A 13,318-nucleotide genomic window follows, 5' to 3' on the forward strand; every position below is an offset into this window, starting at 1 on the left:
CGCCTGGCACGGCCTCGAGACCAACGAGGTCGGCATCGACGAGTTCGCCCGCTGGGCGGACAAGGCCGGCGTCGAGATCATGTACGCCCTCAACCTCGGCACCCGCGGCGTCCAGGAGGCCCTCGACGTGCACGAGTACCTCAACCAGCCCGAGGGCACCCACTTCGCGGAGCTGCGCCGTAGCAACGGCGCCAAGGAACCGCACGGCATCCGGATGTTCTGCCTCGGCAACGAGATGGACGGCCCGTGGCAGACCGGCCACAAGACCGCGCACGAGTACGGCCGCCTCGCCGCGGAGGTCGCCCGTGCCCTGCGCTCGGCCGAGGCGGGCCTCGAGCTCGTGGCCTGCGGCAGCTCCAGCTCCGGCATGCCGACGTTCGGCTCGTGGGAGGCCACGGTGCTCGAGCTGGCCTACGACCAGGTGGACGCGATCTCGGCGCACGCCTACTACGAGGAGCACGACGGCGACCTCGGCAGCTTCCTCGCGTCTGCCGTCGACATGGACCACTTCGTCGACAGCGTCGTCGCCACCGCCGACAGCGTCGGAGCCCGGCTCAAGAGCCGCAAGCGCATCAACATCTCGTTCGACGAGTGGAACGTGTGGTACCTCAGCCGGTTCGAGAACGCCGAGAAGCCGACCTCGTGGGAGGTGGCGCAGCCCGTCATCGAGGACCACTACAACGCCGCGGATGCCGTCGTCGTCGGCAACCTGCTGATCTCGCTGCTGCGCCACAGCGACCGCGTCACCGCGGCCTGCCAGGCCCAGCTCGTCAACGTCATCGCCCCGATCATGACCGAACCCGGGGGCCGGGCCTGGCGCCAGACGATCTTCCACCCGTTCGCGCTCACCTCCCGGCTCGCGCAGGGCACGGTGCTGCGCGTCGAGCCCCAGGGCCCCACGTACGAGACCCAGCGCTTCGGCGCGGTGCCCGTCCTCGACGCGGTGGCGACCCATGACACGCAGACCGGGGAGGTCACGATCTTCGCGGTGAACCGCGACGTCAACGGGTCGCTGGACCTCACCGTCGCTCTCGCCGGTCTCGGCGCCCTCGAGGTGGTCGAGGCCTGGACCGTCGGCGGGGACGACCCGTACGCCAGGAACACGGCCGACGACCCCGAGCGAGTCCGCCCGGAGGCGTTGACCACGGCCGCCCTCGTCGCCGGCTCGACCCTGACCGCGACCCTGCCCCCGGTGTCCTGGTCCGCCATCCGTCTGGCACCGGCTACGCCCACGTCTCGGGAGGGCTGAGCTGCCTCAGCGTTCACGTAGCAGGCGCGGGGCCCACCGGGGTAGGCCGGGTGACAGTGGCGCGGTCAGAAGGTCGCGATGGGGTTGACCGGGCTGCCGGAGGTACCGGCGAAGCGGACCGGAGCGACGGCGAGCTGGAAGTCCCACTGACCGAGCTCGGCAGCGGTCGTCGCGCAGTCCTCCAGGTCGCAGTTGTCCAGCAGCCACAGACCCATCGCGACGAGGCCCACGGTGTGAACGGGCATCGCCAGGTCGTCGTACCCCGACGGCTGGACGTCCTGAGGGGTGTCGGCACCGATCAGCGCGACCTGCCGGTCGTGCAGCCACGGCAGGCAGGACGCGTGCCAGCCAGGCTGCGTGACGCCGCCCGATGCTCCCGCCTCGTGCCGGAGGCGGCCGTAACCGGTCCGCAGGAGGACCGCATCGCCGGGTCGCACGCCTACACCCTGGCGACGCTCGGCCCTCTCGAGATCGTCCGGAAACACTCCCTCACCCGGTTCCAGCCACGGCACCTCGCGGACCTTCGCGATGTCCAGCAGGACACCCCGCGTGACGATCCCGCTCGCGGCGGCCGTGACGGCGGCCCACGCCGATCCCGTCTCGGCGTCGACCAGCGAGTGCGGTCGTCCGTTGTACATCAGGCCGTCCCAGAAGATGTGGCAGGGCGAGTCGAGGTGGGTGATCGTGTTGCCGTGGAAGAGGATGCCGAGCCGTTCGTTCGAATAGCCCCAGCGCCGGTCGTTGCGGAACCCGGGCAGCGGCATCGTCTCAGCACCCGGCAGGTCCGCGAAGCACGGGCACGTCGTCGTCGACCGCTCCATCTCTTCCGGGACGGCCACCTCCCATCCGCACGACACGCTCCTGCCGTGACGCACGGCCCGCGCCGCCGCCAGCCGGACCTCGTCGCTGATGTGGTTCAGCGTGCCGAGCTCGTCGTCCTCGCCCCACCGTCCCCAGTTCGACAGGCTGTCGACGTACCCGAGCACGTCCTCCTGGGTGGGCGGCGGCGGTTCTGCGGTCATCCCAGCATCGACGTGGTCCCTCGTCATCATTCGTCTCCTTGCCGTGATCAGTGGCAGCGGCTCTTGGCTCGACACCTTGCCCGACGCGGAGCGCGGTTGTCCCGATGAGACTGCGGACCCGGGTGCTCGTCTCCGCGGGAGTCGCGCTGGTCTGGCTGTTCCTGATGGCGCTCTCCTGCTGCTCACGTTCATGTCGCTGTCATGGACGGCGCTGTCGTTCGGCGGCATCTGACGGGTCATCGCTGGTCGCGCAACCTGACCGGATCACTGAAGCCGCCGGCAGGAAGAAGGTCGTCCTGTCGCGGCACGCGCGCAACACACCTCGCCGACGCCGCGCAGCAGTGGGCGATCTCTTCGACGCGAGGCTCACCCGGCGCCAAGGCCTACCACCAGCAGATCCGCACCCGCGAGATGAGCCACCACGCTGCGTCAGGACAGCTCGCGAACCGGTGGATCCGCATCCTGCGCGGCCGTCTGAAGACCGGCACCCCGCCGTTTGACAGCAACAGAGCCTGCCATGTCTGCCGCTGTGGCGCACCGATCGCGACACCATCAACCGTCGACCGCCTCACGGGCCGATTCACTCTGGGCGCGGCGGAGCTGGACAGACCAACGGTCACGAGGACATTCCAACCACGCTCTTCGGTCCGCGTGGGTCGTTGAGGATCGTTCATGGTTGCTCGTGGTTCGTGCGTCGTCGCCACGTATGACCGGGGGTGTCGGAGGCCGGTGACTCGTCACGTTCGTGGCTCGTGGTCGGTCGGAGAGAACATGAACCAGATGACATCCCGCGCCCCCCTGTCGCCGGCTCGGATCGACAGCATCGAGAGCCTGCGCGAGCACCTGCAGTGGGCGATCGAGCTCGAGCACGCCACGCTGCCGCCCTACCTGTGCGCCCTCTACTCGCTGGATCCGCAGCGCAACAAGGCCGCCGCCGAGGTCGTCGAGAGCATCGTCATCGAGGAGATGCTGCACCTCACCCTCGCCGCCAACCTGCTCAACGCGGTGGGCGGCCGTCCGGTTCTCGACTCCCCCCGGCTCCTGCCCGCCTACCCCACGACACTGCCGCACGCCGACCGGTCCTTCGACGTGGAGCTCCTCCCGTTCGGCCCACAGGCGATCGAGCTGCTGCTGCGGATCGAGCGGCCCTCGGTGCGAGGGGCGGCGCCCGAGAGCGAGGGCTACGAGACGATCGGCCAGTTCTACGCGGCGATCCGCGCGGGTCTGGTCGACCTGTGCGCGGAGCTCGGCGAGGGAGCCGTGTTCAGCGGCGACCCGGCTCGGCAGGCGACGCCGACAGCTCCCTACGGCGGGGCGGGCCGCATCATCGCGGTCGACGGACTCGACTCAGCACTCCTGGCGCTCGGCGAGATCGTCGAGCAGGGCGAAGGCGCCGATCACCGCGATGTGTGGGACGGGGACCACGACATGTTCCACCCCGACCGGGACGAGGTCGGGCACTACTTTCGGGTGCTCGAGCTCAAGCTGGGCCGGCGTTTCCAGCGCGGCGACACGCCGTCGTCCGGGCCGAGCGGTGAGCCGGTGACCGTTGACTGGGACGGCGTGTGGCCGATGCGACCGAACCCGCGAACGGCCGACCACGAGCCCGGCAGCGAGGTGCGCGTCGCGCAAGAGCGTTTCAACGTCTCCTACTGCGCACTCCTCGGCCACCTCGAGCGGGCCTTCAACGGCAGCCCGGCGCTGCTCGGTGCGGCTGTCGGCGAGATGTACGGACTCAAGGCGCAGGCCCTGGCGCTCATGCAGCTTCCGACCGAGGACGAGCAGTCCACCGCCGGTCTGACCTTCGAGTACGTCGCGCCCGCAGATCGCGGCTGACGGCCGCGACCGTCCACGGGTGGTCTCGATGTGGATCTCGAGGCCGAGGGGCCGGGCTGCTTTGGCATGACTGGCTCCCCGGAGTGTCGGCGCCGGACGGACGCCCCGTCGTCTGGATGACGAGACGACGGGTGGATCCGCCTTGCGCGCTCATGATGTGTGCGATGTCAGTACCTCCTCTTCAGCCGGGTGATCTCGTCTGCCACCGCGACGGCGGCGACGACGGTGGCGACGGCGGCGATCCCGACGGTCGGGTCGAGCCGGTCTGCGCAGCCTGTGGCGACAGCGAGCGCGACGGTGGCCGTCGCGGCGGGAGCCATTCTGCGCCGCAGGCCGCGACGGGAGTGTCCCTCGACGTCCGGTACGCGGAGGAGCTGCACGGCCACGAGGCACACCGCCGCGGGAAGGGCGACGGACCCCACCGCGAGCTGCGGTGCGACGGGGGCGACCGACGAGCCCGAACGCACGCTGCTGGTGACCACGACCTCGAGGCCGGCACCGAGCGCGGCGAGAGCTGCGAACGTGAAGAAGTGGCCGTAGCCCCAGACGAACGACCAGCTGCGCCGGGCCTCGAGGCCCGCACCTGCCGGAACGGCGAAGTGCAGCCACCAGAGGGCCGCGACGAGGACGAGACTAGCGGCCGAGACGGCGACGAGGCCTAAGCTCCAAGCGAGCTCGACGACGGCCGCGACGGCAGTCGTCCCGGCGAGGATGCTCTCGCCCAGGAGGATCAGGGTGAACAGCGAGTAGCGCTCGGCGATGTGATGCGGGTGCCAGCTCGTCGGTCCCCGCCGCTCGGCCCAGACGGGCACGAGGAGCTCGAGGGCTGCCAGCGCCGCGAACGACATCGTCCCGCCGGCGCCGTGAGTGGCGAGCCGCGCCAGCCACAGCACCTCGGCCACGGCGATGCCCACCGCGTACCGGGAGCAGGTGCCCCGCCCCGCCGGGTGCTGGCGAGCGGCACGGACCCAGAGGCTGAAGAGGCTGAGCCGCATGATGAGGTAGCCCGCCGTGACGGCCGCGAAGTCGCCGTCGAAGGCTGCGCCCACGCCGGCTGCGAGCACGAGCACGCCGGCCATCTGGACGAAGACGGCAAGGCGGTAGGCGACGTCGTCGGTGTCATAGGCCGAGGCGAACCACGTGAGGTTCATCCACGCCCACCAGATGGCGAAGAAGACCATGAGGAACGGCCCGACGGCGCTCGCAGCGTTCCCCGCGAGGGTGGCATGGGCGAGCCGATCTGCGGCCTGCGACACCGCCGCCACGAACGTGAGGTCGAAGAGCAGCTCGAGCGGCGTGGCGGTGCGGTGGGCCTCGTCCAGGCGCCGTGCCTGCATGGGTCGACGCCGCGGGCGTGCTTGCACGGTCACCTGACTGCCTCCACTCCTTGCGGATCACTGTGTCGCCGAACGAGACGAGCCCGCCCCGACGTCACGGCGGACCGAGACGTCGGAGCGGGCCGAGAGGGAGTCAGCCGGCGTTCGACGCAGCCCACTGCTCGTAGGTGATCTCGCCGAGCACGGCGTCGGGCCCGGGCACGAGGCTCTCGTCGTCGATCTGGGTGCCGAAGTACTGCGCGTGGCGGTCACCCACGACGACGCGCGAATCACCGAGCCGCTTCAGGTTCATGGCGATGAAGTCGCTCATCCGGTACCTCGTGGGCCCACCGGTCTCGACGACTCCCTTGACCGGCTCGGCCTCGACCTGACGGACCACGGCGGCAGCCACGTCGTCGGAGGCCATGGGCTGGTACTCCCCCGTCGGCAGGTGCACCTGTCCGTCGACCGTCGCGGAGTCGGCGATGGCCTTGCTGAACTCGAAGAACTGCGTGGCGCGCACGATGCAGTACGGGATCCCTGAGTCCGCGATGAGCCTCTCCTGGGCCACCTTCGCTCGCAGGTACCCGCTCTCGGGCAGGCGGTCGCAGCCGACGACCGAGAGGGCGACGTAGTGCCCGATCCCGGCCTCACGCGCGGCTGCCACGAGGTTGGTCGTCGAGGTCGTGAAGAAGTCCAGCACGTCCTGGTCGGCGAAGGACGGGGAGTTCGTCACGTCAACGAGGACGTCGGCCCCGGCGAGCGCCTCCTCGACCCCCTCGTTGGTGATGGTGTTGCAGCCGGTCTGCGGGGAGGCCGCGACCGCCTCGTGCCCGTGCTCGTCGAGCGTCCGCACGACCTTCGAGCCGATCAGGCCCGTTCCGCCGATGACGACGATCTTCATGGGGGTTCACCTCTCTGGATGTTGATGTCTGCGTTGGTGTGACCGCGGCGAGCCCGCGGATGTGACAGAGGAGGGTGACGAGTGGGACCAGTCGCTCTCTGCTTCCGGACTGGCGGCTGCGCCGCCCCGGTGAAACCCGGTTCGTCCCGTCCTTACCTGCGACTCGACCTGCCTCCGTGCGTGCCTCTGACCGGGGAGGTCGCCACCGCGTGACAGGTGAGCCACCGGAGGAAGGGCGTCACGCCCGGCCCGCTCGCACGGTCGAGACCCGGGAAGCCACCCGAACTACCTCGAGGAGCAGAGATGGGACCCGCACTTCCGGCTGAAGGAGCCGCTCACCAGCACCAGGGCGTCGAAGGCCCGGAGCCGAGGCGCGACCGCTGCCGCGGCCGCGACATCCGCACTGCGAGCCGGGGCGCGTCATGATCGCCGTGGTGGTCGGTGGCACCGGCCTCGTCGGCTCCAAGCTCGTGGCGCGGCTGCGTGACCACGGCGCCGAGGTGCGCGTGGCGACCCGGCGAACCGGGGTGAACGCGTACACCGGGCAGGGACTCGCCGAGGCGGTGAACGGCGCGGACGTCGTCATCGACGTCACCAACGTGTCATGGTCGCCGTACGACGACGAGCCGCCGGCGGCCTTCTTCGAGACGTGCACGACGAACATCCTGTGGGCCGGGCAGCGGTTCGGCGTGGCCCACCACGTCATGCTCTCGGCGCTGGGCGCGCACCGCATCGACAGCCCGTACTTCCGCAGCAAGGCGGCCCAGGAGCGCCTCGTCCTCGCGGCGGCCACGCCGCACAGCGTCCTGCGGACCACGGTCCTGCACGAGACGCTCCCCCTGCTCGTCGAGCGCGCGTCGACGACGCACGCGGTCCACCTGCCACCCGTACGCGTCCAGCCGGTGGCCGCGACGGACGTCGCCTCGCGGCTGTGCCGACTCGCACTCGACGCTCCGATCAACGGCGCCTTCGAGATCGCGGGTCCGGAGATCCACTTCCTCGACGAGCTGGCCCGCCAGGTCCTCGAAGCGGGCAGCGACCGCCGCCCCGTCGTGGCGGACGGCAACGCCCGCTACCTCGACGCCGTCCTGGATCCGGACTCGGAGGCGCTGCTGCCCCGATGGCGCCAGAGCCGGACGTCGTTCAGGGACTGGCTCGCCGGCGCGGGCCCAGCCGAGGCGCGGTCCGGGCCGGCGGCGTGAGCGACCAGTGACGCATCGGCGAACGTGCTGCGCCTCCCGCGGGGCCACACGCCCGAAGGCGCGGGACCGCGGGAGGCACACAGGGTCTTGCTCCGGGGCTGCGGTGCGCGGGGCTCAGGGAGTGGGTCGCTGGCCCGACTCGAGCGAGATGACGGCTGCGTGCAGCGAGTGCAGACGGGCCGCGTAGGGGGCCGCCTCCGGCTCGTCCTCCCCGACGGGGTCCACACTTGCCTCGACGAGCGCCAGCTCCGCGTCCACCTGCACCTCGAGGTTCTCCAGCTCGTCCATGGTCGTTCCTTCCTCGTGACGGTCGGGGCCAGAGGCCCCGCTCCGAGGTCGACCGGACACGTGCCGCACCTGTGACAGTGGACGGGTCGTGAGGCCAGTGGCCCGAGCGGCCGGGAGGTGCGCGAGCGTCCCCTCGGGCCCCTCGCCGACCGGGCTAGTCCACCGGGGGCCGGCCGGCCCGGAGGTGCTCCCCGCGCCGGCCGTCGGCCTCGCCAGGCACGCCGGAGCTCCCGAGCGCCCCGAGCGCCCCGGCGATCTCGCGGCGCGACCGCACGCCGAGCTTGGTGAAGATCTTGCGCAGGTGCCATTCGACGGTGTGTGCGCTGAGGTGCACGGCGACTGCGATCTGGGGGTTGGTCAGGCCGTCGGCGGCGAGCGCGGCGATCTGCTGCTCCTGGCCGGTGAGCGGGACACCGCTGGCCTTGCGTGGCGACTCGACCGGGGCGCCGCTGGAGGCGAGCCCCCGGGCAGCCCGAGCGGCGTACCCGTGCGCCCCGAAACGCGAGAGCATGTCGTGAGCCCTGCGCAGATGGGGCCGTCCCTCGGTGCGGGAGCCGTGCTCGAGCAGCCACTCGCCGAGGAGCAGGTGGGCTCGCGCAGTGAGCATGTGCACGCCCGTGCGCTCGGCGTGCGAGATGGCCTCCCGGAACACCGCCTCCGCCCGGCTGGCGCCTGTCACCTGGGCCGTGACGAGAGTGGCGGCCCCCAGCGCCCAGTCGGTCTGCGCCGCGGCGGCCAGGCCCTGCAGGTAGTCCACGGCCCCACGGACGTCGTCGTCGCGGATGCCGAGCTTCGAGGCCGCCTCCACCATCTCGACGACCGACCAGGTGGACAGGCCCATCTCGGCAAGGTGCGCGATACCGGCCCTTCCGGCCGCGAACGCCTCCTCGAACCGGCCGAGACCGTTGTAGAGGACGGCGGCCGCCCAGGCGGTCGCGGACGTGGCCTTGCCCTCTCCCTCGAGCCCCCGGTCGCCGGTGACCGAGCGCAGCACCCGCAGGGTGGCCTCCTCGTCGCCGAGCCACGGCGTCATCACCATGGCGCTGTAGCCGGCGAAGAACGCCCCGCCGTAGGCGTCGCCGATGTCGGCGGCACGCTCGGCGAGCGCGGCGGCGGTGCCCAGCTCGCCGGCGTACACCCGGTTGGACAGGCGTAGCAGCAGCGCGGACGGCATGACGGACAGCGCCCCGGAGCGTTCGCACGCGGCGACGAGGGTCTCCGACAGAGTCGACCATGCGTCGAACTCGAAGCTGTCATGGGCCATCCGGCAGGCGAGCGGCAGCCACGCGATGGCCTCGTTCGTGTCCACCGGATGCCTCGTGTAGTCGCGGATCGCGTGGCGCAGGGAGCCGACACCCGCGCCGTAGCCGTCGGCGACGACCGTGGCGAGGCCGCGCAGCAACGCGTCGGCACGCGATGCCCTCGTCGGCTCGGGCATCGAGCGAACCGCTTGCGCCACCTGCTGCAGCACGCTGTCGTCGTCCAGCCGCCCCGCAGTGAGCCCGGCGTAGAGCGCGTCGCGATAGGTGTCACGGGCCAGGTCGGGCATCCGTGCCTCGAGGGCCTTGGCCGCGCCGACGAGCACGGGCAGGCCTGCGCTCGCGCTCCTGGACGCGAAGAGCACCCGGCCGCGGACGAGCTCCGCCATGGCGTGCGCGTCCTCGTCGAGCACCAGGAGCTGCGCCGTGTCGAGCAGTTCCAGGGCCGTGTCGTACTGGCCGGCCTGCGCCTTGGCGCTCGCGGCGGCCAGGGCACGCCGACTGCGGCGTCCCGGGTCGGGCGTCAGCAGGACGGCCTGCTCGAGCAGGGCCGCCTCGGCGGCGACGGCGCCCTGGGCGTGGGCGCGCCCGGCAGCCGCCTCGAGGTCGGCGGCGACGCTCTCGTCGGGCTCGGACGTGGCGTAGGCGAGGTGCCAGATGCGGCGGTCGAAGTCCTCGCGCGGGTCGATCGCGTCGGCGAGCGCCCGGTGGGCGGCGCGTCGCTCTTCCGGGCTGGCCTTGCGCAGGGCGGCTGACCGAACGAGCGGGTGCAGGAAGCGCACCATCGGCCGCACGTGCACCAGCTCGGTCGCCTGGGCCTCGTCGGCCACGCGGTCCATCTCCAGGCCGAGCGCCCGTGCGGCGCGTTCGAGGAGGGCCAGGTCACCGACGGGCTCCACGGCGGCCAGCGTCACGAACCGCTGCGTGTCCTCGCGCAGCGCCTCCAGGCGCAGCAGGAACGACTGCTCGACCTGGGTGGCCGTCGACTCGAACGACCGCGCCTCGTCGCGCTCCAGCAGCCCGGGAAGCGAGACCACCTTGGGCAGCTCCGTCAGGGCCAGCGGGTTGCCCCTCGCCTCGGCGAGGAGGCGCTCGCGGATCCGCTCGTCGAGACCTGCGGGAGTGGCCGTCGCGAGCAGTTCGCGGGAGTCGTGGTCGCCGAGCCGGTCGACCGTCAGGTGCGGGAGGTCGGCGAACGGGTACGGCCCGGTGGTCGCTCGTACGGCGAACACGAAGAGGATCCGCTCGAGCCGCAGGCGGCGCGCCACGAAGGCCAGCGTCTGGCTCGAGACCTGGTCGAGCCACTGGGCATCGTCGACCAGGCACAGCAGCGGCGCTTCACGGGCCGCATCGGTCAGCAGCGCGAGCACGGCGAGGCCGACGAGGAACCGCTCCGCCGGAGGTCCGGCACGCATCCCGAACGCGCCCTCGAGGGCGAGCCGCTGCGGCTCCGCGAGCCGGTCGAGCCGGTCGAGGAAGGGTGCGCAGGCCTGATGGAGGGACGCGAACGCCAGCTCCGCCTCGGCCTCGTTGCCGGCGATGCGGACCACACGACACCCGACGGCCCGCCGTGAGAGGTGCTCGAGCAGGGCTGTCTTGCCGATCCCCGGCTCACCCTGCAGGACGAGAGCGCCGCTACCTCCGCCGCGGAGCCCCGTCAGGCGCCGGTCGAGCTCCGCGCACTCCACCGTCCGCCCCAGCAGCCGCCCCTGGCGCCGGTAAGGGCCGCTCACCGACGGGGCCACGGCAGCACGCTGAGCACGTGCCCGGTTCCCGGCGACGGCGCGCGTGCATGTCCGGCGAAGATGCAGCTGCTCATGCTGCCGTCATGATACGGCGTTCAGGCAGCCCGCTTCCGTGCCCGCTGAGCCGGTGCGGCGCCGACCACGTCCCGTAGCACGGCCTCCAGGGGCGAGGTCTCCCCCGTCCGTGCCGCGTGCAGGAACCCGGAGGTCAGCCGCCGGCGCACGGCCGGGTCCACGGGGCGCTGCGTAGCCGCCCCGATCCGTGGTTGCGCCCGGCGCACGAGCTGGCGACAGTTCGGCGCGCTGGTGCGCAGCAGCTGCGCGATCGACTCGTAGGAGTAGTCGAAGCCCTTCCGGAGCACGTATGCGGACAGCTCCGTCGGCGACAGGGAGGCGAGCAACGCGTCGAGAGCGGTCTCGAGCTCTTCGGTGCGCTCCACGAGCTCGTGGGCCTGGTTCTCGGACGAGACGCTGGGCGTGCCGGGCTCCCGACCGGGGAGCTCGCAGGGCCGCTCGCGCCGCCGGGGCGCGGAGACCACGTGGTTGACCGCCAGGTGGGTGGTGACGGTGGTCAGGAAGGCGGCGGGGTTCTGCACGGACGACCGGTCCGCGCGCTGCCACCTGAGCCAGGCGTCCTGGACGATGTCCTCCGCCGTGTGGGCGTGGCCGGTGACGCGGCGCGCGATCGTGAGCAGCCGGGGCCGCTCGTCGAGGAACACCTGCAGCGCCAGAGCCATCTCTTCCCCGTCCGGCTCGACGGGAAGGGTCGGGACCGGCGGCACGGGGGTGGTTCTCGAGGGGGGCATGGGCTCGGCTCCTTCAGGCGGCGGCACGGCCGTTCGGCCGTGCCTTCACCGTCCGCCCGCGCGTGGGGACGTCGCGCCCCTGAACCCCGTGGCCGACCCCGGGGGACACTGCGTGGTCTCCCGCCACCACGGGGCCACGGGAATCGGGCCCAGTGGCCACGGGCCGAGTGGCTACGGGCCCAGTGGCTACGGGCCCACGGGTGCGGCCGGCCGGGGCCCCGCCTGGCTAGGGGGCCGTCGGCGACGGCCGCCGGGCGGCGAGCCTGCCGTGGAGCTCGCGCCGGGAACCGATGTCGAGCTTCGTGTAGACGTTGCGGAGGTGCCACTCGACGGTGTGCGGGCTCAGGAACAGCTCTGCGCCGATCTGGGGGTTGGTGAGGCCCGCGGCGGCGAGGTCGGCAATGCGGCTCTCCTGCGGCGTCAGGGTCTGCACGGGTCCGGTCGTCCTGACGCTGATGTGCTCGCCGGTCGCCTGCAGCTCGCGGCGGGCGCGCTCGGTGAAGGCGAGGGCGCCCATCTGCTCGAACATCTCGAACGCGGTACGCAGGTGCTCGCGAGCCGCCTTGCGTTGCGACCGGCGCCGCAGGTGCTCGCCGAGGAGCAGGTGGGTGCGGGCCACCTCGACGGTGACCCCGTCGCGGGCGAACTCCTCGATGGCCAGCTGGTAGAGCGGCTCGGGAGATGCTCCGCCGTCGACGAGGGCTGTGGTGCGTGCCAGCGCCCCACCGGCCCAGCCGGCGACGGTGCCGCGCACTCGAGCCTGCAGCCGGGCGAGCGCCTCGCGCGCCACGGTGGTCTCGCCCAGGTGGACGGCGGCCTCGGCCAGCTCCACCAGTGACAGGCCGACGAAGTTGTAGGCGTCCCGGTCGGCCGCCGCCCGCGCCGCGGCCAGGGCCTCGTCGTGCCTGCCCAGGCCGTTGTCGAGCACCGAGCGCACGAACCCGGCGGCACCGATCAACGACCGCTCGCCGCGCTGGACCGCCGACTGCTGGGCCGCCTGGACCGCTCGCGTCGCCTGCGCCTCATCGCCTCGCCAGGCAGAGAGCACCAGGCTCGCGTAGGCGTGCGGGGCGTTGCCGGTGGCGGCGGTGATGCCGTCGGCCTCCTCGATCATGCCGGCGGCGAGCTCGAGGTCACCGCGGTGGATGTGGACGCCGGCGGCGTAGATGAGCGCGGCGGGCAGGACGCTGAGGGCGCCGATGTCCCGCGCGAGCCGGACCGCGCGGAACGACAGCGCCTCCCAGGCGGGCAGGTCCCAGGCATGGTGGATGAAGCTCTCGAGGGCGAGAGGCACCGACAGCAGCCAGCGCATGACGGCCTCTCGACTCGAGAGCTCCTCGTGCAGCAGCGGGTCCAGCGAGCGGTAGAGGAGGGGCAGGCCGCTCTCCACACCGTCCACGAGCACCGCCACGACCCCGTCCAGCAGCAGGTCGGAGGCCTCGGACGCGGACGCCGGTGCGCCCGAGCCGCGTGCCGCCACCGCGGCCGCCCGAGCTCCGGTATCCCCTTCGACCCGACCCGAGAAGACGCAGGCACTGATCGCCTCGAGATAGGTCTCCCGTGCCAGCGGGGAGCCGGCGTCGGAGAAGGCCGAAGCGGCCTCGAGCATGAGCGGTACCGCCTGGTCGGTGCGGCTGCGGCTGAAGAGGACTCGCGACCGCAGGCGAGTGAGGCGCGCGCGGTCCAGCGGC

The 13,318-nt window shown here is 72.2% G+C and carries 10 protein-coding genes; 3 read left to right on the forward strand and 7 right to left on the reverse strand.

The window, feature by feature from the left end:
* A partial coding sequence (locus tag ACPYOM_RS16255) for an alpha-N-arabinofuranosidase (RefSeq protein ID WP_481346756.1) occupies nucleotides 1-1,249 on the forward strand: 1,249 nt, incomplete at its 5' end.
* A gap of 65 nt (nucleotides 1,250-1,314) precedes the next feature.
* On the opposite strand, the gene ACPYOM_RS16260 is transcribed toward ACPYOM_RS16255, so the two are convergent.
* Nucleotides 1,315-2,298, reverse strand: coding sequence for a cyclase family protein (locus ACPYOM_RS16260; protein ID WP_481346757.1), 984 nt, complete (start codon nucleotides 2,296-2,298; stop codon nucleotides 1,315-1,317).
* A 744-nt stretch (nucleotides 2,299-3,042) separates the two neighbouring features.
* On the opposite strand from ACPYOM_RS16260, the gene ACPYOM_RS16265 reads away from it, so the two are divergent.
* Nucleotides 3,043-4,107 carry a ferritin-like domain-containing protein gene (locus ACPYOM_RS16265; protein ID WP_481346758.1) on the forward strand — a complete coding sequence of 355 codons (1,065 nt, stop codon included), beginning with the start codon at nucleotides 3,043-3,045 and terminating at the stop codon, nucleotides 4,105-4,107.
* A gap of 167 nt (nucleotides 4,108-4,274) precedes the next feature.
* On the opposite strand, the gene ACPYOM_RS16270 is transcribed toward ACPYOM_RS16265, so the two are convergent.
* Complete coding sequence (locus tag ACPYOM_RS16270) at nucleotides 4,275-5,444, reverse strand: low temperature requirement protein A (RefSeq protein ID WP_481346759.1); 1,170 nt, start codon at nucleotides 5,442-5,444, stop codon at nucleotides 4,275-4,277.
* A gap of 133 nt (nucleotides 5,445-5,577) precedes the next feature.
* Nucleotides 5,578-6,327 carry an SDR family oxidoreductase gene (locus ACPYOM_RS16275; RefSeq protein WP_481346760.1) on the reverse strand — a complete coding sequence of 250 codons (750 nt, stop codon included), beginning with the start codon at nucleotides 6,325-6,327 and terminating at the stop codon, nucleotides 5,578-5,580.
* Between the two features lie 422 nt (nucleotides 6,328-6,749).
* Here ACPYOM_RS16275 and ACPYOM_RS16280 point away from each other — a divergent pair, with 422 nt between their 5' ends.
* The gene (locus ACPYOM_RS16280) at nucleotides 6,750-7,529 is read left to right on the forward strand and encodes an SDR family oxidoreductase (RefSeq protein WP_481346761.1); all 780 of its coding nucleotides are present in this window, start codon (nucleotides 6,750-6,752) and stop codon (nucleotides 7,527-7,529) included.
* 114 nt (nucleotides 7,530-7,643) lie between these two features.
* Here ACPYOM_RS16280 and ACPYOM_RS16285 read toward each other — a convergent pair whose 3' ends face one another.
* From ACPYOM_RS16285 to ACPYOM_RS16300, 4 genes are all read right to left on the reverse strand, one after another.
* Entirely contained in the window at nucleotides 7,644-7,817 is a 174-nt protein-coding gene (locus tag ACPYOM_RS16285) for a hypothetical protein (RefSeq protein WP_481342473.1), read from the reverse strand.
* 154 nt (nucleotides 7,818-7,971) lie between these two features.
* Complete coding sequence (locus tag ACPYOM_RS16290; protein ID WP_481346762.1) at nucleotides 7,972-10,821, reverse strand: AAA family ATPase; 2,850 nt, start codon at nucleotides 10,819-10,821, stop codon at nucleotides 7,972-7,974.
* 95 nt (nucleotides 10,822-10,916) lie between these two features.
* Nucleotides 10,917-11,627, reverse strand: a complete 711-nt coding sequence (locus tag ACPYOM_RS16295) for a sigma-70 family RNA polymerase sigma factor (protein ID WP_481346763.1) — start codon at nucleotides 11,625-11,627, stop codon at nucleotides 10,917-10,919.
* A 226-nt stretch (nucleotides 11,628-11,853) separates the two neighbouring features.
* On the reverse strand, nucleotides 11,854-13,318 hold a 1,465-nt coding region (locus tag ACPYOM_RS16300; protein ID WP_481346764.1), incomplete at its 5' end, for a helix-turn-helix transcriptional regulator.

Source organism: Monashia sp. HAY1-2A (assembly GCF_056755315.1).